At 44.9% G+C, this 24563-nt stretch carries 22 protein-coding genes and 1 other annotated feature; of the genes, 17 read left to right on the plus strand and 5 right to left on the minus strand.

Going from position 1 to position 24563, the window contains the following annotated elements; all coding sequences use genetic code 11:
• Positions 1-446 precede the first annotated feature (446 nt).
• The gene (locus MHI52_RS13835) at positions 447-1916 is read left to right on the plus strand and encodes an Msr family ABC-F type ribosomal protection protein (protein ID WP_405159219.1); all 1470 of its coding nucleotides are present in this window, start codon (positions 447-449) and stop codon (positions 1914-1916) included.
• A gap of 142 nt (positions 1917-2058) precedes the next feature.
• Here the strand turns inward: MHI52_RS13835 and MHI52_RS13840 are convergent, their stop codons facing one another.
• Positions 2059-2649, minus strand: a complete 591-nt coding sequence (locus MHI52_RS13840; RefSeq protein WP_405159220.1) for a biotin transporter BioY — start codon at positions 2647-2649, stop codon at positions 2059-2061.
• A gap of 112 nt (positions 2650-2761) precedes the next feature.
• Between MHI52_RS13840 and MHI52_RS13845 the strand changes: the two genes are divergently transcribed.
• The 6 genes from MHI52_RS13845 to MHI52_RS13870 all read left to right on the plus strand — a co-directional run bounded on the left by MHI52_RS13845 (position 2762) and on the right by MHI52_RS13870 (position 8762).
• Positions 2762-3616 carry an ATP-binding cassette domain-containing protein gene (locus MHI52_RS13845; protein ID WP_405159221.1) on the plus strand — a complete coding sequence of 285 codons (855 nt, stop codon included), beginning with the start codon at positions 2762-2764 and terminating at the stop codon, positions 3614-3616.
• Positions 3601-5364, plus strand: coding sequence for an ATP-binding cassette domain-containing protein (locus MHI52_RS13850; RefSeq protein WP_405159222.1), 1764 nt, complete (start codon positions 3601-3603; stop codon positions 5362-5364). Before MHI52_RS13845 ends, MHI52_RS13850 begins: the two co-directional genes overlap by 16 nt.
• Before the next feature lie 159 nt (positions 5365-5523).
• Complete coding sequence (locus MHI52_RS13855; RefSeq protein WP_017688728.1) at positions 5524-5823, plus strand: hypothetical protein; 300 nt, start codon at positions 5524-5526, stop codon at positions 5821-5823.
• Between the two features lie 166 nt (positions 5824-5989).
• Positions 5990-6565 (plus strand): GNAT family N-acetyltransferase, encoded by a 576-nt coding sequence (locus MHI52_RS13860; protein WP_076327742.1) that lies wholly within the window; start codon positions 5990-5992, stop codon positions 6563-6565.
• A gap of 122 nt (positions 6566-6687) precedes the next feature.
• Positions 6688-8145, plus strand: a complete 1458-nt coding sequence (locus tag MHI52_RS13865) for a S8 family serine peptidase (protein WP_405159223.1) — start codon at positions 6688-6690, stop codon at positions 8143-8145.
• Between the two features lie 35 nt (positions 8146-8180).
• The gene (locus MHI52_RS13870; protein WP_405159224.1) at positions 8181-8762 is read left to right on the plus strand and encodes a GNAT family N-acetyltransferase; all 582 of its coding nucleotides are present in this window, start codon (positions 8181-8183) and stop codon (positions 8760-8762) included.
• Between the two features lie 180 nt (positions 8763-8942).
• Here the strand turns inward: MHI52_RS13870 and MHI52_RS13875 are convergent, their stop codons facing one another.
• On the minus strand, positions 8943-9302 hold the full coding sequence (locus MHI52_RS13875) for a MerR family transcriptional regulator (protein WP_076249478.1): 360 nt from the start codon (positions 9300-9302) through the stop codon (positions 8943-8945).
• Positions 9303-9404: 102 nt separating this feature from the next.
• Between MHI52_RS13875 and MHI52_RS13880 the strand changes: the two genes are divergently transcribed.
• The gene (locus MHI52_RS13880) at positions 9405-10115 is read left to right on the plus strand and encodes an SDR family NAD(P)-dependent oxidoreductase (protein WP_339286682.1); all 711 of its coding nucleotides are present in this window, start codon (positions 9405-9407) and stop codon (positions 10113-10115) included.
• 602 nt (positions 10116-10717) lie between these two features.
• Here MHI52_RS13880 and MHI52_RS13885 read toward each other — a convergent pair.
• Both MHI52_RS13885 and MHI52_RS13890 read right to left on the minus strand, forming a co-directional pair.
• Positions 10718-12235 carry a sensor histidine kinase gene (locus MHI52_RS13885; protein ID WP_405159225.1) on the minus strand — a complete coding sequence of 506 codons (1518 nt, stop codon included), beginning with the start codon at positions 12233-12235 and terminating at the stop codon, positions 10718-10720.
• The gene (locus tag MHI52_RS13890; RefSeq protein WP_405159387.1) at positions 12235-12918 is read right to left on the minus strand and encodes a response regulator transcription factor; all 684 of its coding nucleotides are present in this window, start codon (positions 12916-12918) and stop codon (positions 12235-12237) included. Before MHI52_RS13890 ends, MHI52_RS13885 begins: the two co-directional genes overlap by 1 nt.
• 226 nt (positions 12919-13144) lie before the next feature.
• On the opposite strand from MHI52_RS13890, the gene MHI52_RS13895 reads away from it, so the two are divergent.
• From MHI52_RS13895 to asd, 6 genes are all read left to right on the plus strand, one after another.
• Positions 13145-15274, plus strand: coding sequence for a glycosyltransferase family 39 protein (locus MHI52_RS13895; RefSeq protein WP_405159388.1), 2130 nt, complete (start codon positions 13145-13147; stop codon positions 15272-15274).
• A gap of 54 nt (positions 15275-15328) precedes the next feature.
• Complete coding sequence (locus tag MHI52_RS13900; RefSeq protein ID WP_076327735.1) at positions 15329-16315, plus strand: glycosyltransferase family 2 protein; 987 nt, start codon at positions 15329-15331, stop codon at positions 16313-16315.
• Entirely contained in the window at positions 16308-16700 is a 393-nt protein-coding gene (locus MHI52_RS13905; RefSeq protein WP_315373367.1) for a GtrA family protein, read from the plus strand. The genes MHI52_RS13900 and MHI52_RS13905 overlap by 8 nt, the downstream gene beginning before the upstream one ends.
• A gap of 57 nt (positions 16701-16757) precedes the next feature.
• Positions 16758-17630 (plus strand): UTP--glucose-1-phosphate uridylyltransferase GalU, encoded by an 873-nt coding sequence (gene galU / locus MHI52_RS13910; protein WP_405159226.1) that lies wholly within the window; start codon positions 16758-16760, stop codon positions 17628-17630.
• A 149-nt stretch (positions 17631-17779) separates the two neighbouring features.
• Complete coding sequence (locus tag MHI52_RS13915; RefSeq protein WP_405159227.1) at positions 17780-18625, plus strand: class I SAM-dependent methyltransferase; 846 nt, start codon at positions 17780-17782, stop codon at positions 18623-18625.
• A 189-nt stretch (positions 18626-18814) separates the two neighbouring features.
• Positions 18815-19092 (plus strand) — a binding site (T-box leader).
• 169 nt (positions 19093-19261) lie between these two features.
• Positions 19262-20347 (plus strand): aspartate-semialdehyde dehydrogenase, encoded by a 1086-nt coding sequence (asd, locus tag MHI52_RS13920; RefSeq protein ID WP_017688716.1) that lies wholly within the window; start codon positions 19262-19264, stop codon positions 20345-20347.
• Between the two features lie 218 nt (positions 20348-20565).
• On the opposite strand, the gene MHI52_RS13925 is transcribed toward asd, so the two are convergent.
• Entirely contained in the window at positions 20566-21534 is a 969-nt protein-coding gene (locus tag MHI52_RS13925) for a bile acid:sodium symporter family protein (protein ID WP_405159228.1), read from the minus strand.
• A 171-nt stretch (positions 21535-21705) separates the two neighbouring features.
• On the opposite strand from MHI52_RS13925, the gene MHI52_RS13930 reads away from it, so the two are divergent.
• The 3 genes from MHI52_RS13930 to MHI52_RS13940 all read left to right on the plus strand — a co-directional run bounded on the left by MHI52_RS13930 (position 21706) and on the right by MHI52_RS13940 (position 24516).
• On the plus strand, positions 21706-22146 hold the full coding sequence (locus MHI52_RS13930) for a DUF6376 family protein (RefSeq protein ID WP_405159229.1): 441 nt from the start codon (positions 21706-21708) through the stop codon (positions 22144-22146).
• A 321-nt stretch (positions 22147-22467) separates the two neighbouring features.
• Positions 22468-23223 carry an SDR family NAD(P)-dependent oxidoreductase gene (locus MHI52_RS13935; protein WP_047842788.1) on the plus strand — a complete coding sequence of 252 codons (756 nt, stop codon included), beginning with the start codon at positions 22468-22470 and terminating at the stop codon, positions 23221-23223.
• 495 nt (positions 23224-23718) lie between these two features.
• Positions 23719-24516 carry a sulfite exporter TauE/SafE family protein gene (locus tag MHI52_RS13940; RefSeq protein WP_127545766.1) on the plus strand — a complete coding sequence of 266 codons (798 nt, stop codon included), beginning with the start codon at positions 23719-23721 and terminating at the stop codon, positions 24514-24516.
• Positions 24517-24563 lie beyond the last annotated feature (47 nt).

The raw sequence follows: 24563 nt of genomic DNA on the forward strand, positions 1-24563 counted from the left end.
TTGACATGGTGGAATTGGAAAATTATAATTAGAATTGTACATCTATACATGATAATGAAAGGTGGATTATTGAATATGACACATGCAATGAGACTGCGCTTCCTTCCTTTGAATCGGTAATTGAATACGTTCAAAGGCTCTGACTATTGGTTCAGAGTAAACGGGATCAGTCTGTCATTTTCAATCATCCTGACCTAAAAATAAGTGTTATACTCGCTTTCCCGTTTACGTTGAATCACAGGCCGTGGCCTGTGATTCTTTGTTTTTTCTTCTGATTATCTTAATCAGGTAAATAATTAGGTAAAGGCGCTCAATACAGACTACTGGAGGTAGCCGCTATGATGACGTTACTGTTCTATTGATACGAGCTGGCACGATAAGCTCGTATCGATAGAAGCGTGCTTCGCTATCGATACGAAATAAATCTTATTTCGGAGGTAGCGAATATGGAAAAGATATGTTTTGAATTAGAACAGGTTGAGATGACCTATATGGATAAAGTAATACTGAACATTGAGCGACTGGCTGTGCATCAACTGGATCGCATTGGTGTAGTGGGTGGTAATGGTCAGGGTAAAAGTACATTGTTGAAACTCATTGCGGGACAGATCCAGCCAACAGTCGGAAAGGTAAAACGTTTTGCAGAGTTTGGTTATTTGGAACAAGTGGAACCGCCCCAGTCTAACGAAAGTATCGAAGTTGACGGGGCTTTACTCAGTAAATTAGCGATACCTCAACACGATCAGCCATGGAGTGGTGGAGAACAGACCCGTCTAAAACTGGCTCAAATGTTCACTCATTATCATGAAGTACTGTTACTGGATGAACCAACGACACACCTGGATCAAGAGGGCATTACATTTTTGCTGGATGAATTGCGTTATTATTATGGGGCGCTTGTGCTGATCAGTCATGATCGTGTGGTTCTGGATGAACTGGTGACCACGATCTGGGAAATCCATCAAGGTGAGGTTCGCGTATATTCCGGCAACTATAGTGATTATCAGGCACAGAAGAGGCTGGAGCGTGAACAACAAAACCAGGCCCATGAGCAGTTTTCCAAGGAGAAAAGACGATTGGAGCTGGCCGCCCGTGAAAAAATGAAGAAAGCCGAGAAAATAACGCAGGCCGGAAGCATGTCCAAAAAAGAATCCAAGGCAAAAACAAACCGTATGGTTGAAACCAAATCCAAAGGCACCAGTCAAAAAGCGGTGCACCGCGCAGCCAAAGCGATTGAACAGCGGATGCAACAACTTCACGAGGTAAAAGCGGTGCAAGAGGATCGGCCTATGATCTTCCGTCAGCCAAAGACACTGGAGCTGCACAATCGATTTCCGATTATGGCAGATCGCCTTACACTTGAGGTGGATGGAAACATATTGTTGGAGGATGTAAGTTTTCAAATTCCATTAAAACAAAAAATAGCGATAACCGGAGCCAATGGCAGTGGCAAAAGCACATTGCTTAACCATGTTTTCCATGTGGGAGATCAGATCACAATGTCTCCAAAAGCAAAGCTCGGTTATTTTCAGCAAATGAGCTATCGTTTCACGACAAAAGAGACCGTATTACAATTCCTGAAAAATCGTTCGGAATATGAGGAATCAGAGCTCAGAAGTGCGTTGCATGCGATGCAGTTTACAGGTAATGACTTGCTGAAGAATGTTGGGACATTAAGCGGAGGAGAAGCGATTCGTCTTCAATTATGTCACTTGTTTCTTGGACAATATAACATTCTATTGTTGGATGAGCCGACGAACTTTCTTGATATGCATGCATTGGAAGCGTTGGAGCGTTTTATTAAGGCGTATGAAGGAACGATTCTGTATGTATCTCATGATCAGAGGTTTATTGAAAATACAGCGGATCAACAATTTCATATTACAGAGCGTCAATTAATTCAGGTGAATATATAAGTTGAACTAAAGAAGATTTACACGTATCACTCCGATGACAGAACAATCTTAGAGGAAGAGAAGTAACGAAAACCGCCAAAGTGATTTTGGCGGTTTCGTCGTTTTCAAAGATAGGCAGATTAGTTACCTTATGTAGCTTCTATTAAGAATCCGCCTTTAAAACCGTGAAATGCATGTTACCTGTGAGACGTTGAGGTGGGAAAACCATGCGCACTGGCGCAATGATGATGGCAGCAAATACAGCTTTGATCAGATCCCCAATAATGTAAGGATAAAACCCTTGAATCATGGCCTCAGGTATGTCCATTTTGTAAGCATAGGCAAGCCAAGGGACCCCCGAGACATACACGAGCAGTGAACCAAATAGTTCAAATACAACAAAAGCGAGTATGAATCCTGTTACACCTTTGATGTTGATTCGTGCAAGCAACAATCCAATCAATAATGCGGAGAACGGCCACATCATCACATATCCTCCGGTAGGTCCAAGAAGTACCGCAAGTCCTCCGGTCCCGTGTAGCAAGGGGAAACCAAGAGCGGTGAGCAGAACAACCATGGTAACGCTCAGAAAACCATATAGTGGACCAAGTAATCCTCCGGCCAGCATGACAGCCAAAGTTTGTAATGTTATCGGTACTGGGGAGAAGCCAATGGGAATGCTTATGTAACCAAAAAGTACTAAAATTGCGGCCATAAGTGCGCTGAATACAATGCCTCGCAAAGATAATTTCATGTTTGAACAATCCTCTCCATTTTGGTAATATGATTGTTAACCAATTATATAAATGTGGTTAACGATTAGGATCGTACCACATAACAATAGAAAGGGAAAGGACTAATTTACGATGCAAGGCAACCTGCCTATAATTACATTAGAAGATGTTCGAGTGCATTATGCTTCCGAAGGTAGTCAGGTGAGAAAAGCACTGGATGGGGTCTCACTTACGCTTCACCAAGGAGAATGGATTAGTATTGTAGGAGCGAATGGCAGTGGGAAAAGCACACTTGCTGGACTACTGATCGGATTCATTCCGCTATCGGGAGGGGTACGGAATATTTCGGATGAACTTACTGTTCGGGGTGTACTGCAGCAACCGGATGCTCAGGTACTTGGCGATACGTTTGAAGAGGAGTTTCATTTTGCGCTGTCACCATTGATGGAATCTGTAGAAGAGCAATTGGAGCGCAGGCAGGATGCATTACATACCGTAGGACTTCAATATCCCCCGGAGAAGGCTGTCTCACAATTATCCGGTGGACAGAAACAACTGCTTAATATTGCTGTAGCGCTCGCAGCCAAACCGGATATATTGATTCTGGATGAGCCAACAGCCATGCTTGATCCGGGAGCAAGAGACCGTATCGAGGCCATCGTTCAGAAGATTACCCAGCGGGGCACAACGGTGATCTGGATTACACACCATCTGGAGGAAGCAACCCTGTGTAATCGAATTATTGCTATGGAGAGGGGACGTTGTGTGTACAACGGGGCGCCTGAGTCCTTTTTCTATGAAACAGAGTTGAATGAGAAGGCTACTTGGGAAAATGTACAGCTATCTCCCTGTGAACGGTTAGGGTTGGACCCTCCTTTTACTGTAAAAACTGCGTTATTGCTCAAGCAAAAAGGTATGATGCCAGAAGCCATGCCACTGCGACCTGAGCAACTGGCCAAGGAGGTCGCACGTTGGAGATCAAGCTAACCAATATACGTATAGAAGCATCGGAATCGGGCAAACGTGCACTGCTTGAAGATGTGAGTGTACAGTTGAACAGTGGGGAAATCACCTTGATGCTGGGCTGCACCGGTTCAGGAAAAACGACTTTATTACAGACGTTGGCTGGTCTGAGACCGCCCGATGCAGGAAGTATCACATTGGATGGCACACCTTTCTGGAAAGAAGGAAAAGTGCCGCAGTCGATTTTATTGCAAATGGGACTATTGTTTCAATTTCCGGAACAACAACTGTTTGCCCGAAGTATTCAGCGTGAATTCTCATATTCTCTGCGTCCCTATCGTCTTTCAGAGAAACAGCAACAAGAGCAGATCACAAAAGCACTGAACCAATGGGACCCGCCAGTGTCCTCGGAGTTGGACCGGCGTTTTCATCTTGACAGGTCGCCATTTGCTCTAAGTGGGGGAGAGAAGCGCAGGCTTGGACTTGCTCTCGGAAGTGTGACCAACCCACACTGGCTTCTGCTGGATGAGCCGAGCGCAGGGTTGGAAGCGCAAAGTGTCGGGCTTTTGCTGGATGTATTGGAGCAACATCGTCTGGCAGGTGGTGGGGGCGTGGTAGCAACCCATGATCTGGATACATTTTTGCCTTGTGCGGATCGAGTATTATTGTTGCAGGAAGGCCGTCTAATCGCCGATCTTACGCCGAGAGAACTTCACAAAAGGCCTGAACTGCTGGAGCAAACAGGGATTGGACTGCCACCATCGATGAGACTGGCACAGCAGTTAAGAGAAGCGGGTCTTGAGCTGTCTTTGACCGCGATGACGCCAGAGGAGATGGCTGAAAGTATTGTTCAGTCCACGTCAGTTGAGGTGGGGATTCAGAACGGATCGAAAGAAGCATCAGGGACGGTAACGATGGAAGTCAAGAGCGATGTAATGAAGTATGAAAAAAAAGCACTGAAGCTGTCGTCCGTTGAAACTGAAGATGATCCAAAGCTTCTTCCGAACACCTTGACTCATTCAGGCGGATTATATGGCGTTATGGACCCGCGTCTGAAATGGATTTTGTATATTTTGCTGGTCACCGCAGCTATGCTTCAACAGCGATGGCTGGGATTGACTTTAACACTGGTGCCGGTAGTAGCAGCACTTGCCGTGCTCCCGCGTCAGACTTTGGCTGGATGTATGAAGTTAATGAAGCCATTATTATTCTTTTTCATCATCTCAACGGCGTTATCTGGGACAACCCTTTCAACAGAGGGAGGCGGTCTGCACTTTGGCTTTTCCCTGATGCAGGCGGAGGGCACTTTGCTGAATGTGTATCGTTTGTTTATCGTCACATTGGCAAGCCTTTGGTTTTCGTTGACGACACCTTATGGGCGAATGGTAGAAGGGCTTAACTGGGTACTCGGTATCGGTAAAAAGATCAGGTTGCCCGTAGCTTCGTTTGCTCTTGCTGTATCGTTAATCTTTCGGTTTATCCCGATGATCTGGAGTGAGTGGCAGCGATTCTCACTGATCGTGCGGGCACGTGGAAAGGCGGCTTTAAGACCAAATACCGTTCGAATTCGTGACCTGGGTCCGATGGTGATTCCCTTGTTAATGGCACTGTTCCAACGTGCAGAGGATATGACCATTGCGATGGAAATGCGTAAAGTTAGAGAGCACTCTACGCTCGGAGGACGTTCATCATTATTGGTATGGTCCAAACGTGATACCTGGATTAGCATGGCTGGCCTCATTGTTTTTGTACTTTTAATATGGATTCGCTAATTGTGATGGCGATGATTAACGTGATTAATCCGGTGATGAATAAGACGATGGATTAGAACCTTAAACGCAGTGTTTTCCAAAGATCATGCATAAATGCGTTTGTCCTCGCTCACAATAAGTGGACGTTGATCATCTGAAGTGGATCAGGAGGGATAAACGATGAAAGATAAGTTTTTGCGTGAAGAACGGCAAGAATATACCGATGTGTCTACGGTGGAGTCGCAGCGAAACGATATCACACTCGAAGAATTCCCGGAGGGTCCTTACGGTTCATCGCTGTTATCCGAGTCTCTTGGGAAAAGTTCACCGTGGCGCGTGGACCAGCGGTCTGCACATCGTTTTGATTATGAAAATCATGAGCTTCACGAGGGAGAAGTACGGGATTATCCAGGTCAGGATGTTTTTGACGAAACGGTTCCGGATAACGTGTCCAAGCCTCAATATACGGAAGAATCGTAAAGGGATTCTGATATAAATTAGAGCGTAGCCTCCGACAGGTTTTATCCTGTTCGGGGGTTATTTTCGTTGTGTTTAATGAAAACAAATCTCCTCTAATTCCACATTATGGGTTATTATGTTTGTAGCTCGAAGTAAAAATCTGGTTGAATATGCGGGGGGACTTGGAATGAGAGAGATCGATTATAGTCAATATTTCTGGCAGGATGACAAGGTTAGATTGCGTGCTTTGCGTGGGGAAGATTGGGAAGATCATTATTATAACCGCTTTGATACACCCGCCCGTCGGTTATTAGAGTGTGCAGTAGAGTTGCCGCCAACCCATGTTGAAGCGAAGAGTTTCACGGAAAACTTCTCTGATTTTTCTTTAGCCAAAGGACGGATCATGTTTACAATTGTAAATATGGATGGTGAAAATGTCGGAGGTGTGAATCTGAACAGCATTGATGAAAGGAACGGTACCTTTAGCATTGGCATTCAAATTGACAGGGATCATCGAGGAAAAGGATACGGGACCAGAGCCGTACGAATCTTACTGAAGTATGCCTTCTTCGAGCGTAGGCTCAACAAATTCAATGATTCTGTACTCGAAGGAAATGAACCTTCTGCAGCCATGATGAGAAAACTTGGATGTATTCAGGAAGGTGTGCGTCGCCAGGTGATCTACACCGATGGAAAATACCAGGATATGATCCTCTTTGGATTAACCAAAGATGAGTTTATGGAAAAAGAGGGCCTTGTATGATTCTAGTATAAATAAGATCGCCAGAGAGCTCGAAATCTGCCGATTTTAGTTGGATGAATGATAATGTACTTTAAGCGGAAGGCGAGAGAGTATTCTAATGATATCAAATCTGAGGTGATCGTGTGGATAGAGCAATACCCGATCCGACATGGAAAAGGTTAGGTTTTGCTGAACAACCTGATTTTCATACTTCTGGTCTGGGTGTGGGGATTGTAATTATCGATTCAATTAAACAACATCATCTCGTAAATCACTTAAATACACGAATCAAATGTGTTGCCGTACATGAAAATATGACTGTCTCTGTGCAAGACATTTCATCTATGAACAGGGAGGAGGATAATCGGAAAGGTGAACATGGCCTTATGAGTACACTGGCTTTAGCCCATGAACCTATTCTGTTAGAGGAACAAATTCACGTCGGGATTGCACCAGCAGCAACATTTATAGTTTTAGATCATGGCGCATTTACAACTGGAGAAGGAGAACGTCTGAAAAAAGGAATGGAATGGATTCTTGAACATGGGGTCGAATGGAATATTAAAATTATTTTAAGTACTGGTTGGCAGGCATTAGATAATGAAGTTTATCTTAAAAATACGAGTGAAAACTCAACGGTTAAAGCATTGGCGACAGCTGTGCAACAGGGCATTTTGGTTATTTGTTCGAATGGAAATACACGTTTGAATAACATCATGCCTCCAATACAATATCTAGCAGTAGGAGGCTACGTTGATCGTGGAAAGGCCGATCGTTCATTACACGTTCCTTTCCCTGATGAACCTTATGGTAGAAATGGAGATGGCCACTTTAGGCCAGATATATTAGCGCCCAGACTACACCTTACAATCCCCTCTTATGAAACTGAAGATTCTGGTCAGCGCGTATCTTTTTATGGGGGCACCTCTGGATCGGCTGCGCTTGTGGCTGGTGTTGCGGCCCATTTGTTCTCCCAATTTCCGAGTCTAAGTGCGGAGATGCTAAGACACTTGTTAGTCGAGCATGGAGAACCACTTGAGGGTAATGATAACCTGGCTCCTCGAATTAATGTTGAGAATACAATTCGTTATATGAACAGGGCAGATAAGCCAAGGTACATAAAAAAAACTTTACCCATGATAAGTATAAAAAATCAAAATCTCTATAGCGCAATTCATTCAATCGATGATACCGAAAGAGCGCTCTCTTTAACAGTTTTAGTTGAGAGGGACGAATTATCACGTGAAGAGTTATGGAGTTTCACGAAAGATTCATCCGCTATTGTTCGTAAAATTGCAGTATCGACCCTCGGCGAACCGATGAATGAACAAGAGCGAAAGTTGTATTGGGTGCATTTAAAGCATGAAACAGAAGGAGGAGTGCGTGGATGGTATATGCATGGATTATTGCAAAATGCTCCAAAGGAGGAAATACACAATTGGATAAAATGGTCAACAGATATTAACTGGTCGGTTCGATGGTGTGTTAGCGAATATTTGGCTCAATATCCAGAGTATTTTCCCCAACTCGAAAAAACCCAAGACCCTGACGCTATACATATCAAGGCATTGCCTTTAAGGGAATGGTACACGGCTCTATAATGATGTAATGTAAATTAAAATGTGGAGGCAACCTTATGAACCAACCTATACAAACTGATGAATTAATCATCGATTGCAAGGATATTTATTTACGTGAGTATCGACTCGAGGATTTGAAGAAACTGCAAGAAATTACGTGGCAACCCGAGGTGTATGAATTCTTACCGGGATGGAACGCTACGATTGAAGATAGGAGCCTGTGGCTCACCGAATATGAAATTCCTGAGAATCAGCGTTTTAAACAAGCTGTGGTGGCGGGAGGAGACATCGGAGATTTATGCTTACGTATGGCTATCGTACTCAAAGAAAATGATGAGTTTATAGGATGGTGTTGCTCAGGGATTAAGGACGAACTGCCAGCATCCAATCGGGAGATTATGTACGGTATTTCGAAACACTTCAGAAATCGTGGTTACACCACGCAGGCGCTCAAAGGAATGACGGAGTATTTGTTTGAATATACAAACGTGGAAGTGTTAAATGCCATCGCTTTGACTACCAATCCAGCATCTAATAAGGTGATACAGAAATGTAATTTTGAACGGGTCAGCTCGATCGAGATCGAGGATGAAAAGTATAACCATTACCACCTGCGTAAGCAACAAGGCCAATTTTAATAGAACGTAGTCCCATAGTGAAGGGCTATAAAATGAAAGTTTCGGATCAGGTTGGACAGTTATTGCTCTGGCTGTCTGATCTTTTTTGTATTTATTTTAAGAAGCTACTGAGGAAACCTTGTTAGGATACGTGCTCCCTTACATAAATGCAAAAGGTTAATCTATAGCATAAGGCTTATATTAATAATTTTCTCCTCGATAATAGCGCTCCAGTTTGTTATCCAAATGAACAAGCTGCGCTTTTTTCTCCTCTATATCATTCAGCAACTTTTGCTTTTGATCCTCAATCAGCTTGGTTCTTTCCTTCAGCGTGGAGGTTCCTTCGTTGACCTGATCATAATATTTTTTGATGTCTTCCACACTCATCCCGGTTTCGCGAAGGCATTTGATAAAAACCAGCCAGTTCAGATCATCCTCCAAATAAAGACGGTTATTCTGCTCATTTCGTGCAGCAGGTTTTAGCAGTCCCTTTCTTTCATAAAAGCGGATCGCTCCAATGGAGATTTCAACTTTTTTTGCTACTTCTCCAATCGTTAACATGTTAATCCCCCTTTTTATAAAAATAATTTGACCTACACTAAGTGTAGCATAGTAACTTATACATTGTTCAATATAAATCAAATTATGGAAAGAAGGATTCGCATGAAACAGACTGTTTTTGTAACCGGAGCAAATAAAGGAATTGGATATGAAATCGTAAAGCAGTTGGGTGAAGCAGGTTGGAAAGTTATCCTTGGCGCACGTAGTGTTGAACGGGGCGAAAGAGCTGTTTCAGAGTTAACTTCCAGGGGGTTAGATGTAGAATTTGTACAGATCGACATGTGCGACCTGAAGAGCATTGAGCAGGCAGCCGATACGATTCACAAGAGTTATCCTGCAATAAATCTTCTGATCAATAACGCGGGTATGCCGGGTGCTTTCTCTCATTCCTTTACGGATACAAAAGAGGAAGATCTACGGAACGCCTTTGAAGTGAACTTTTTCGGCACCTTCCGTTTGAATCAGCGATTGTTCCCGTTAATCAAAGATAATGAAGGCACAATCATTAATGTATCAACTGACATGGCTTCTCTGGACCATATGCAAAATGCGGAATTTACTTTAAATTCCTTCGACTATAATTCATCCAAAACGGCCAACAGTGCCATGACACTTTCGATGGCTTATGAAGTCAAAAACAGCAGGGCGCAAGTCTTTGCAGTAACGCCCGGATTCACATCAACAGATCTTAACGGCAATGCCGAAGGTGGTAAATCAAAAGAAGCCGGCGCTGCGATTATCGTGGGCTATGCAACGGATGGTAAACGTCATAATGGGGAGTTCCTAGATGAAAATGGTGTATACCCTTGGTAATCCACCGTTGCCAAAAGCAACGATAGAACGGGATGAATTTTAGCGTGTATCTTCAAACTCAAACTCAAACTCATATTCAAATTTAGGCAAGCTATACGATGATGGATACCATTGTCTCAAAAGTCTTGAGGTCCAAGATAGCTGATCCTGGCTAATCTTAGTGAATGCCTAGACGATTTTCTAACGAACTCAGAACGTCTTATTCGGCCTCTAGGTACGCTTCTTAAATTGTAAGGAACATCAGACACGCTATTTTCCGAAATCCCCTGAGAAAAACGCAGTAAACGGTTGTTTATTCTAATATAACGTGGCTCAGGTTCATTAGATCTCTGCGGACGCTTCAAATGCTCGAATAAGACGCCTCAGATTCGTTAGCCCGAAAGCCATTGGGCTACCACTCTACCATTGGATACAAAAACGAATCCCCCCACTCATTTCTTAACCGAAATGAGAGGGGGGATTCGTCATGCAATGAAAAGCCGGAATTAAAATGGAAGATGAGCATCGTTTGGAGAGCCTGCCTAGAGCTTGCGTAATGATCAAGTAGATCTTACGTAGAGCTACTTATAGCCAACTTATCTTACGTAGAGCCGACGCTTAACTTAGACATCTGCCTTAGACAGCGGCAGCAAAATCATAAAGTCAGTTCCCAAGCCTACCTGACTTTGTACGGTAATATTCCCACCATGCGACTCCACAATCGAGCGGGTAATGGCGAGACCGAGACCTGCGCCACCTTGTTTGCGCGAACGAGAACTGCTTGTGCGGTAAAATCGCTCAAAGATATGGGGCAGATGTTCAGGTTCAATGCCTGTGCCGTTATCTTTCACTGATAATTCAGCCTTATGATACGTGGCATATGACGTTATGGAGATGGCTCCATGCTCAGGATCGGTATGCTGCACCGCGTTATGGAACAGATTCAGCACAACCTGTTTCAGCTTGTAAGGGTCAGCCAGTACATATACTTCAGCCGTCAAATCGAGATGAATGGATCTTTGTTGAGCCATCATGGCAAGTTGTGGTTGCATTTCGAGCAGCAGACTATCCAGCTGAATGACCTCCCGCTCCTGCTTTGGGGCCTGATCCAGCTTGGTTAGTAACAGCAAATCTTCAACCAGCTTGTTAATTCGCACCGATTCGCCGTGCATGCTGTCCAGTGCTTTATACAATTGATCTTGATTGGTCGCTGCACCCCGCTGTAGAACTTCAATGAAACCGTGAATGGAGGTGAGCGGGGTACGAAGCTCATGAGAAGCATCAGACAAGAAACGTTGCATCTGCTCTTTCGATTCCCGCTCCGCTTCAAACGAATTCTCCAGTCTTTCAAGCATGCCATTAAATGAAACTGCGAGCTGATCCACTTCTTCTTGTCCCTGAATGACGGGAAGCCGTTCTGCGAGGCTGCCTGCATCTATCTGCTGTACTTTATTCACCATGTTGGACAGGGGAACCAGCGTCCGGCGTAATACCTTAGTGTATAGAACAAGACCGGCTACCATGGCCAACAGCGATAACATGATGAAGATCAGAAGCTGTTTAATAATCAAGTCTCTCAGTGGCTTTGTAGCCGTGCCCATCTGCACCATTGGTAAACCACGATTGCGTGGACCGGGTGAAGCGAATACAATCAATTGCTCATTCCCTTGGCTATCCGTGACGATCTCGTAGGGAATGTGTTTTTGTTCTTTCAACTCATCTGTAATGTCCTGATATTCAGCGGATGATAGTTGAGGGGCTTTCAGACCGTCTTCCCCAAAAACATCCTCGAACGTACCTTCGTTATCAAACAGGGCTAGTGAACGGTCAGGAATAAACAACACCCGATTACCAGACCCGTTTCCTACCTGTCCACCAAAAGGATTGTTGGAAGAGCCGTTACGTGACTGGATACCGAGCCAAACCGGGGGCATGGACATGAGCTGTTCTTCCATGGTTTTTGCCTGATTCCGGTAGAGAAAGCTTTCCATGATCCAGAATTGCAGAATACCGATTAACAATAACAGCCCAGCAAGTACGAACAGAGAACGTGAGAGCAATTGAGAACGTAATGAACGAGGCCATATCCAGTGGTGGAGACGTCTGATACGAAGTTTATTTTTCTTAGGCAGCGAGTTCATCAGAGATCCAGCCTGTACCCGACACCCCGAAGCGTACGAATGAGTTTATGCTCTTTATCCCCGAGTTTGTCGCGCAAGGAACGAACGTAAACCTCCACAATATTTTCTTCCCCGCCAAAATCATACCCCCAAACCCGGCTCAGAATGGTCGCTTTGCTAAGTACAATTCCATGATTAAGCACAATAAATTTTAACAGTTCGTATTCGGTAGGAGATAACTCCAAGACCTGATTCTGATAGGTGATTTCTTTGCGCTGATCATCAATTCGGAAGGGACCGTGGGTGACGGCTCCTATTAATAAAGGAAATTGATTCCGCAGTCTGGCCTGAATCCGGGCGAGCAGCTCATCAAAGGCAAAGGGTTTGATCATGTAATCATCAGCACCTAGCCAAAGGCCCTTAACCCGATTCTCGACCTCGTCCTTCGCTGTCAGCATAATTACGCCAACCTCGGTACCGGTCTTACGCAGACGCTCGACCACTTCGAATCCATCCATCTCAGGCATCATGACATCCAGAATAGCCATATGTGGCTTGAATTCAAGCGCCAACTCAAGCGCAGCCACTCCATCCGGTGCGGTGCGCACATCGAAGCCCTCATTGCTTAATCCAAGCTCCAGAAATTGCAAAATATGCGGTTCATCGTCAGCCAATAGTATTTTAATTCCGCTGCTAAGCTTCATAATGCGGTGTTCCTCCTTGCTTGCTTCCATCTATAGCTCTCCCTTAATTGAGAGGGACTGTATGTTGTATTATCGCTTGCCAAACTGAAATTTAGCTGAAAGGATTGTGAATTATCCTCAGACAACATTCAGCGGGCACTCATCCCAGTTTTATTTTGGCATGTCACAATACTAGACATGAAGAACTTTGAAGGAGTGATCAACATTGAATAACACCAAAAGAAGGATGGATTTTGTCCTTCTTCCGATTGTATTACTGGCGGCATTTCTCAATGGGTACGGTATCTGGAACGATCAATATGCCAATTCCTATTATACGACTGCCGTTGGGAGTATGCTCAGCAACTTCCATAACTTTTTCTATGCGTCACTAGACTCAGCAGGCTCGGTCACTGTAGATAAACCACCCGTTGTCTTCTGGATTCAGACGGCCTTTGCCTATGTCTTCGGACTGCACGGTTGGAGCGTTATTTTGCCGCAGGTATTAGCGGGAATCGGTTCGGTACTCCTGATCTATTTCATGGTGAAACCTACATATGGTCTTGCAGCAGCACGAATCTCGGCACTTGCGATGGCAACTGTGCCTGTCGTGGCGGCAGTCAGCCGGACCAACAATATTGACAGCATGCTGGTGTTTACACTACTGCTGGGTTCATGGTTTTTGTTCAAAGGTAGCAAACAAGGCAGTACTTGGCGCATTCTGGTTGCTTTTGGGTTAATAGGCGTAGCATTTAATATGAAAATGCTTCAAGCCTACATGATTCTCCCGGCTTTTTACTTGTTTTATCTGATTGCATTTCAGGCGAAATGGAGAAGGAAGATCATCCTGCTGATCGGCAGCACAGCGGTTCTGGCGGTGGTTTCCTTATCCTGGGCGGTCACTGTGGATTCTATACCCGAAGACGAGCGGCCTTATATCGGCAGCAGTGAAACAAACTCGGTCATGGAACTCGCCTTTGGATACAATGGTCTGGCTCGCCTAACGGGTCAGCAGAATACTGCAGGTAACGCAGGTATGCCAAATGGTATGGGACAGGGAGATAATCGTGGCAATCGAGGAGACTCGTCTTCAGGTCCTAAGCAGACAGGCAGTGATGTTCCTGGCGTTGGGCAAGATGTCAATGCACCGGATAACGATAACATGAATGGTTCGAATGGCAATTTCCCGAACAGGCAGATGCCAAATGATATGGAAATGCCAAACGGAAGAGATTTCGGCGGAGGCATGGGCGGAATGTTTGGTACGGGGGAGAAAGGTCCTCTGCGTCTGTTCCAGACTGAACTGTCAGGCCAAGCTAGCTGGCTTCTGCCAGTTGTGCTGCTTGGATGCATTGCCATATTTGCAGGATTAAGACGGAGAAATATAACCAACAAGCACAAGGAAGCCTTGTTCTGGCTGACCTGGCTGCTTCCCGTTGCTGCCTTTTTCAGTGTGGCAGGTTTCTTCCATCAGTATTATCTGATTATGCTTGCACCTCCAATTGCGGCGCTGACTGGCGCAGGATTTGTAGCGATGTGGAAGTCATATCGTGATCGCAATGGCTGGCAGGCATGGTTGCTTCCGGTGTCCGTGTTGCTGACGACTCTGTTCGGCTGGTATATCATGCAGGTGTATAACGGTACGATTGGTGCAGGCTGGTCCATTAGTGAATTGATCGCAGGCATTCTGGTCACGGTCATCCTAATCGTTATGCTTCATCGCACACATCAATGGAAACAGGGCTTCATTATCGCGGGATTCATAGTGATGCTGATCGGTCCAATCTACTGGGCATTCACCCCAATAACTTATGGTGGCAACAGCATGATTCCGGCAGCAGGACCTACTGGTTCCAATGGTATGTTTGGTGGAGCAGGAATGGGCATGCCGATGGGTAACGGTGCAGGAGACACAGAAATGCCTACAATGGGTGGCCGTGGCGGAATGGGCAACCGTAACGAAGAAGTGGATACAGTCACACTGAATTATCTGAAAGAGCACAATACAGGCGAAACGTATCTCTTTGCCACTACGGACTATAATCAGGCAGCACCTTATATCATCGATGAAAGAGCAGCGGTCATTACACTTGGAGGGTTCTCCGGCTCAGACCCGGTGTACACAACAGATGAACTTGAGCAACTCGTCAAGAGCGGGCAAGTGAAATACTTCATGGTTGGTGGCATGGGTGGCCGCGGAGGAAACTCGGATATTAGCGATTGGATCAAAGAGCACGGAACCGAGATTCCAACGTCAGAATGGAAGACAGGCACGGACAGCGGATCCATGGATAACGGTGATACGGAGAGTGAAGCTGGATTTGGATTCGGATTCGGATTTGGCGGACAGACCACCTTGTACGAAGTGAAATTATAACTGTAATGAAAATCTCGAACGAACGAAGTCCATTGGAAAAGGGAGGGGACAAACATGGCTCACGCGTACCGATACAGCATTATTATTCCCATGTATAACGAGGAAGCGGTGATCGAGGAGACTTATCGGCGTCTGAAGAAGGTCATGGGCAGCACAGGAGAGAGTTATGAACTGTTGTTTGTTAATGATGGTAGCGTGGATCGAAGTGCACAGATGATCCGTGATTACGCCCGTTGGGACGAGAGTGTGAAGCTGATAGATTTTGCCCGTAACTTCGGACATCAGATTGCGATAACAGCTGGTATGGATTATGCAGTGGGGGATGCGGTGGTTATTATTGATGCGGATCTGCAGGACCCTCCCGAACTGATACTGGATATGATCGCCAAATGGAAAGAGGGCTATGAAGTCGTATATGCCCGTCGCACCAGACGAAGTGGGGAAACTCGCTTTAAGAAATGGTCGGCGAGTCTGTTCTATCGTGTACTTCGTGCTTCAACGGATACGGATATCCCGGTAGACACCGGAGATTTTCGCCTGATTGACCGCAAAGTATGTGATGAGATGAAACGTCTTCCGGAGAAAAACCGATTTGTGCGGGGGTTGGTCAGTTGGGTCGGATTTCGTCAGACTGCGATTGAATATGAACGTGATGAACGTCTGGCAGGTGAAACAAAATATCCGCTGAAACGCATGTTGAAACTAAGCCTGGACGGCATTACTTCATTTTCGTATAAACCGCTCAAGCTCGCAGGTTATGTAGGTGCGATCCTGTCGGTTGGCGGATTCATCTATATGTTAACGGTTATTGTTTCGGCCATCTTTACGGATTCAACGATTAAGGGATGGCCATCCATTGTAAGTATCATGCTGATCTTTAACGGATTCATCCTGATCATGCTGGGCATTCTGGGCGAGTACGTGGGCCGCATCTATGATGAGACCAAGGCGCGTCCGCTATACATTGTGAGAGATGTGGTGCAGGCCGAGGGCCAGCAAGCAAAATCCCAATTGACAGTTCGAGTTGCTCATCATGACTAAGCGTCTGGTGACACTCTTCAAGTTCGGTATTGTGGGTGTTGCGAATACGGCAGTAGATGCGGTGGTGTTTGCTTTGCTTGCAGTGGGCGGTGTACCGGTTCTGATGGCTCAAGTAATCTCGTACAGCTGCGGTGTTGCGAACAGTTATTGGCTGAACGGCAGGTGGACTTTTCGAGATACGGCACGAGGGGGCGGCGATAGAGCGAAACTTGTTCGTTTTCTAATCACCAATCTCATCGTTCTTGCGTTATCCGCTCTCATTCTGATGACTTTGCAAGACATGCTGGGTTGGAGTCTCGTGATGAGTAAAATCCTGGCGACCTTGATGGGGATGGTTCTGAACTATATAGCCAGCAGATATTGGGTGTTTCGTATCGCTACTTAGCTGCCCACAGCGTGCATTATTGGTTATAAGAAGCAAATGAAAGGAGTCTATGATGATATGCGAATTAAAAAAGCAGTTATTCCGGCAGCGGGTCTCGGAACCCGTTTCCTGCCAGCGACCAAAGCACAGCCCAAAGAGATGTTACCGATTGTAGACAAACCGGCCATCCAATACATTGTTGAAGAAGCAGTGCAATCAGGAATTGAGAATATCCTCATTGTGACTGGACGCAACAAAAAATCCATAGAGGACCATTTTGATAAATCGGTTGAACTTGAACACTCTTTATATGCCAAGGGCAAACAGTCTTTACTGGAAGAGGTGCAGGCCATCAGCGAGATGGCAAATATTCATTTTATTCGTCAAAAGGAACCACTGGGTCTGGGGCATGCCATTGGGTGTGCACGGCAATTTGTAGGGGATGATGCCTTCGCTGTACTGCTGGGAGATGACATAATGGTGTCTGATCCGCCTGCACTTGCACAGATGGTTCATCTCTACGAAAAGACAGGCAACCAGATCATTGGTGTTCGTAAGGTAGACGCGGCAAATGTGAGCAAATATGGCATTATTGATTCGAATGGTGCAGAGGACCGGGTTCACCGGGTCACCAATCTGGTCGAAAAACCTTCTCTTGCAGAAGCGCCATCCCGAACAGCCGTAATGGGACGATACATTCTGAAACCTTCCATCTTTTCTATTCTGGATCAGATCGAGAGAGGTGCTGGAGGGGAATATCAGTTAACGGATGCCTTGAAAGAAGTAAGTCAGGTGGAGGAACTGTTGGCCCTTGAACTGGAGGGGCGTCGCTACGATATAGGCGATCAATTCGGATATATTCAGGCGATCTTGGAGATCGGACTGTTGCGCAAGGAATTACAGCCCATGCTGACACCCTATCTTCAGAAGCTTGCAACTCAGTTGGCATAGGAATTGATATGTAGCAGAGGTTTAGATCTGCTAAAGGACGAGTTCTCCTCCGTGCCATGGTTCTGTCATAGACTCCAGTGTTGTACAATTATTCCAGTAACGCTACAATTAGCAAGAAGTTCGAGTTGCTCTTTGAGGAGTGAGGAATCATGAATGAATCTATCATCAGGGACCTTATTAAGTATATGGACGTGGAGGACAACGCCGCCATTCAGTACATTCAGACCGAGCATCGGATGAAACTGGGACTCTTTTGGGGGATACAGGAAGGCAGCCGGGTTTTGGAAATCGGGTGTGGTCAGGGAGATACAACGGCCGTGCTTGCACATCTGGTGGGGGAGCACGGGTACGTTCATGGTGTAGATATTGCACCGGAGGATTATGGTACACCGCTGACCGTAGGCGAAGCGGCAGCCAAGCTGCGGAGATCTCCACTGGGTGATCGAATTCGAATGGATTATGATTTTGATATTCTGAGTGATCAGACTCAATTCGCCGAGAATGAGTTTGATGTTATTGTACTTTCCCATTGTTCTTGGTACTTGAAATCGTTTGACGAACTCGCCCAGATTCTTAGCAAGGTCAGGACGTGGGGACATCAGTTATGTTTTGCTGAATGGGATGCACGAGTAACAGATGTGAGCCAGCTCTCACATTGGTTATCCGTTCTGATTCAGTCTCAGGTTGAATGTTACAAGGAGAACAGCTTCTCCAATGTGCGCACGCTTTTTACACCGGAGGATATCCAAGAGCTTGTCTTTGCGGCAGGCTGGACGATTAAGGAAGAGACTTCGACCCATTCTCCTGAGCTGCAGGACGGTCGCTGGGAAACCGAAATGACACTGGCAGAAGCGCCTGTGGAACTGAAACTGCTTCCGATCCCGGACAAAGTAAAGACACTTCTTCTTTCCGAACTGAAATTACTTAAGACACATCATGCCTCGGGGCCCGGGAGCCCACTGGGAACGTATGCGATGGTTGCCAAAAAGCAGTAAGGAAATAGCTATTTGTAGTATGTTATAAGAAAAAAGTCCATCACGTACTTTTTACAGAAGACAGACCGTTTAGCTGAAGTTTTTCTTGCGATAATTGAATAGTTCAGCTCCGCTGGAAACATATAAATTCCAAGATCTAAAAAAATGTGTTTACTTCATCACAGTAATTTTGATATTATAATCGCAATATCAAATGCGACGAAGAGACGAGTAGATAAAAATCATTCTTTCAAAGAGAGCTCCGGCAGCTGAAAAGGAGTAAGGAACTTTTTATTGAATAAAGACTCAGAGCAGCACATCGGAACTTAACATTTAGGGGATGGTGTGACAGGAGCTCCTGTTACAGAGCTAGAGTATGAACGGTCTACAGCTTTCAACATGGTTGTAAACCTTTACTTGAAGAGGCGGATATGGTGACATATTGGCGAATCTGGGTGGTACCACGAGAGTTCAATCTCGTCCCTGAGACTATTGTCTTGGGGATGGGATTTTTTGGTTTTTCCGGGGTGTGACTACACGCTTTGGAATTGCCTGAATAGTGTTAATTAGGAAGTCAATTTCATAATACGTTTTTAGTGAGTTATGAAATTGATTTGAAGAGAAGAATCACTTAAACCGAAAGGAAATGATGATTGAATGTCAGCAAAATTGAAAGTTGGTATCGTCGGAGGAACGGGAATGGTGGGTCAGCGTTTTGTGGACCTGCTTGATCAACATCCATGGTTTGAAGTAACAGCTATTTCTGCAAGCGCCAATTCGGCAGGTAAAACATATGAAGAATCCGTACAAGGCAGATGGAAACTCGCAGTTCCTATTCCGGAAGCTGTGAAGAAAATCGTTGTTCAGGATGCTTCCCAAGTTGAGGCTTTTGCCAGCCAGGTTGATTTTATTTTCTGCGCGGTTGATATGAAAAAGAATGAAATTCAAGCGCTCGAAGAAGCTTACGCTAGAACAGGCACACCTGTCGTGTCCAACAACTCAGCTCACCGCTGGACAGCAGATGTACCAATGGTAATCCCTGAGATTAACCCGGGACATCTAGACGTGATTGAAGCTCAACGCAAACGTCTGGGCACAAAAACCGGATTCATTGCTGTAAAGCCAAACTGCTCGATTCAGAGCTATGTACCTGCACTGCACGCCTTGCGTGAGTTCAACCCGACTCAGGTTGTTGCTTCCACGTATCAAGCAATCTCCGGAGCAGGTAAAAACTTTACGGACTGGCCTGATATGCTTGATAATGTCATTCCATACATCGGTGGCGAAGAAGAGAAGAGTGAGCAGGAACCACTGCGGATCTGGGGTAGCATCGAAAATAATGAGATCGTCAAAGCATCGGCTCCATTAATTACAACACAATGTATTCGTGTTCCAGTAACGGATGGACATCTGGCGACCGTGTTTGTAAACTTCGAGAAAAAACCAAGCAAAGACGAAATTCTGGAACGTTGGTTGCAGTTCAAAGGCCGTCCGCAGGAACTGGCTCTCCCAAGTGCACCAAAACAGTTCATTACGTATTTTGAAGAAGAGAACAGACCACAGACAAAACTGGATCGTGACATCGAACGCGGAATGGGTGTCTCCACAGGCCGACTGCGCGAAGATTCACTCTATGATTACAAATTCGTTGGATTGTCCCACAACACGCTCCGCGGAGCGGCAGGTGGTGCGGTTCTGATCGCAGAACTGCTTAAAGCTGAAGGATATATTCAACCGAAATAAGCATAAGGCATTATAAGCAACAACAGATTTCTGAAAAGAATGAACAGATGAAAACCATCACTCGTTGATGGTTTTTTTCTATTGTGGGCAGGGAGCGTATAATGGGTAGGATTAGATTAAAGTAATTACAGAGACTACGGCAGAAATTACAGTAGAGGGTTATAGTGACGAAAAACGCCGACATGATTGTCGGCGTTTTTTAATCATCCAATATTTTGTTAGGCCGCAGATGTCTTATCCGACTTATGCAGAAGCTGAGAGCGACGACCGAGCAGATAACCTGTAAGTGAAGCGAGCATCTGCTGGAATACCATGCCAAGCACGACCGGGACAGCAACTGGTGGTGGAAAATACGAAACAGCGAGTACTGCACCTGCGCTGATATTACGCATGCCTCCATTGAACACCAGAGCGACCTGATCAGCCTCGTTCCAGCCCAGCAATCGGGCGATGAAGTAACTTAGTGCATAACCGAATGATGCCAAGAAAATAATGATGACCGCAAGACCAGCCAACTTCCAGTTGAAATCAGCCAAGTAGGGCGCAACGACAGATCCGTTAATCGCAACGACAGATGCCATGAACAATTTGGATAACGGATTCAACCTTGGTCCCCAGACCGGGACAATGCCGCCTTTGGTCCACTCATTCAGCAACATACCGAGCAGGGATGGTACAACAATCATCCAGAACAGACTGCTCATCATGGCTGCTGTGTCCAGTGTGACACTGGTTCCGATTAACAGGGATAACACTCCGGGCACTACAAAAGGAGCAAGCATGGTATCAATCAGGATGATGGATAGCGTAAGTGCGATATTGCCCCGATAGATACTGACCCAGATGAAGCTGCTTATTCCTGTCGGAATCACGGCTGCCAGAACAAGGCCCGTTATGGTGTACGCATCTGTAGGGAAAACCAGATGACCCATACCAAGAGCAATTAGAGGCATCGCCAAATGCAAAATAAACAGACATACAAACAGGGGGAACGGCTTTTTCAGCACGTTCACAAAATCCCGTATCCCAAGACTGATACTTCCAGCGAACGTCATGAACGCAAAAAGCCAAGGGGATAAAAAGGTATAAGAAGAAAGAAAACTCCCGCATAACACGCCAATAATAATGCTGATTGGGGTAATCAGTGGCATGATGCGGTTCAAGCGTTGGTTCAAGGCTTGAAGCATAATCATGACATCCCTTTACCGTGTGATTTTACTATTATACATCTTAATAACGTTGGCTGCAGACCCATTTGCAAAGAAGCAGTCTGAACAGGTATCATGGACTTTGAACAAGGATTCCGATTAGGAGAAGGGGAGATGATCATGTTCATAAGAAAAAGAAAGCACACATTAATGATGACAGGCCTAATTGCATCAAGTATTCTGCTGATTTCGGCCTGTTCTGTCGTGGAACAAGCTAATCAAAGTTTAAATTATGTGAGTGGGGCTACTGATTATATAGAACAGGTATCAAACGCCGGAGCTGATCTGCAAGAGCTCGCATCGGGTGCGGTGAATAATCCGGAGATAACAACGCAGATTCAGGAGAAAATCGATCTGATCCAAGCAGAGGCAAGCGAATTTTCTCAGTTGACTGCTCCTGCAATAGGAGAGAGTATTCATGAAAATCTGGTCAGTTACAATACTCAATTAACAGAAGTTGTAGACAATTTCGAGAAAACAATTGTAGAGCAAGGTTTTACGGCAGAGAATTGGGAGAAGACAGGCATTCCTGAACTGATCACCAATATCAATAATTTGAAAGATCCGCTTAGCGGACTTCAGGGTGAATAAAATTAATTTTCAATATGGAAGACAACACAGTTTGAAATTCTCATATTTTATAAGGGCGAGATATCGGAATGATTGAATTACCGTTATGCTCGTTTTTTTATTTTCCGAAAACGGATGCATATTTAATATCACAGGAGCTAGACTATATCATGTAAATAGGAGATGTATATGACATTTATCTCTTATTTATGTGAAGATGATCTATGGTTTGACAAGGTTGGGACAGAGGCGTATGATAAGTATATAATTTAATAAAATATAGTTACTTACTATAAGTTTAGAACTACACCTAAATATATTTTGCCAAAGGAGAACAGAGTCATGACTCAACACAATGGAAAAGTAATCATTATTACAGGTGGAGCAAGTGGTATTGGTAAAGAGACAGCACTTCAACTTTCGGATCAAGGTGCGACTATTGTTGTCGCTGACTATAATGAAGACGGAGCGAAGAAGCTTGCGGCAGAGATTGAAGCAGCAGGCGGAACAGCGGGCGCGTACAAAGTGGATGTATCCAAAGGGGACGAGATCAAAGCCCTGATCGACTGGACCGTAGAGCAATATGGTACGTTAAGCGGTATTTTCAATAACGCAGGCATTGGACTTGTGAAGCCATTTCTGGAGATGGACCCGGAATCCTATCACAGAGTCATTGATGTAGATCAGCACAGTGTATATTATGGTATGTATTATGGCGCGAAAAAAATGGTTGAATTGAACGTACAGGGTACCATTGTAAATACAGCTTCGATCTATGGAAGTGTTGCTGCAGTAGGTAGCTTCAACTACAACGCAGCCAAGGCTGCTGTTGTTATGATGTCCAAATCCGGTGCATTGGAACTTGCTGAGCATGGAATTCGTGTAGTTGGTGTAGCACCTGGCTTTATCGAAACACCGATTCTGGGTGATGACCAAGCCATGAAGGATGCGCTTGCTACTCAACATATGCGTGGAGAGCTTATTCAACCCGAGAAAGTAGCCAGTGTGGTTACATTCCTGTTCAGTGATGCAGCCAGTGCAGTTAATGGTACAACCGTAGCCGTAGATGATGGATTCCTCAGCTTCAAAACTAAATAAGTACCCTTTTATAATTAAGACAACTCATCTCAAAAAAAGAAAAACAGAAAAAAACGGTGCAGAACGATTTATTCGTTTTGCACCGTTTTTGTATTTTCATTATAAAGTAATCGTGGCATATGAGATGGAAATAAGTTTGTCGAATCATCCCGAAATTTCAGAGATCGTGATACAATTAGCAAGGTTGTATCTTTTTATCATTTTGTGGTGTGTCATATACAATTCGAACTCCGAGAGAGCCATAACTCTCTTCTTTGTAATGACATTGAGAACAGGTTTTGGTCGAGCATAACGCATCGTTATGAACTTGTAATTTTTCGTTGCACTGTGGACATTTATTTTCAAAAAGAGTCTTCAACACGTTAAACATGCTTAATCACTCATTTCGGATTAATTTACTTGGTTTTTATTATAACGGATAATTTTCGCTGTGTATAGCACTTTTGAGTGATATCGAAATGAGATTTATATAGCACGAAAGGAAGCGCATAACCGATGGATCTTCTGCTTTTTGTCATCATGTTTATACTGGGTCTGGTCGGTTCATTCTTCTCCGGTTTGTTGGGTATTGGTGGGGCCATTATCAATTATCCGCTACTGTTATATGTTCCATCCTGGGTGGGATTGGAGCCGTTCTCAGCACATCAGGTATCGTCGATTAGTATGTTTCAAGTGTTTTTCGCTTCACTTGCTGGTGTGATTGCATTCCGCAGAAAAGTAAAAACGGGTAGAAGCGGTGGGGCGATCGTTCACCGAGGTTTGGTGCTATACATGGGCTCCAGCATTCTTGCTGGCAGTCTGATCGGCGGGTTCATATCCGGTCATCTGGACGGAAGAGTTATTAATCTGATCTATGGCATTCTGGCGATCATAGCAATTGTGCTTATGCTGATTCCCGGAAAGGGAAAGCTTGATACCTCAGCTCCACTGGTGTTTAACCGATGGATTGCAGCAGGCACTGCTTTTGCAGTAGGTATTGTATCAGGAATTGTTGGTGCGGGTGGTGCCTTTATCCTTATTCCGATCATGCTGACGATTCTCAACATCCCCGTACGAACAACGATTGCTTCTTCACTGGCGATTGTATTTATCTCCGCAATCGGCGGCGTTATAGGTAAAATTACGGGTGGAGACATTCCGATGGAACCCATTATCTATACGGTGATCGGCAGTCTGCTCGGGGCATCCCTTGGTTCACGGGTTAGTTCGATGATTAATGTGAGGGTACTTCGATATGCATTAATCGTACTTATCGCCATCACAGCGGTCAAAGTCTGGTCATCCATTCTGTAAAATCACGTATATGGGAATGAACAATGACGATTTCGTAACCAAACGGT

Origin of the sequence: Paenibacillus sp. FSL H8-0283 (genome assembly GCF_045040675.1) — a bacterium.
Classification (GTDB): domain Bacteria; phylum Bacillota; class Bacilli; order Paenibacillales; family Paenibacillaceae; genus Paenibacillus; species Paenibacillus amylolyticus.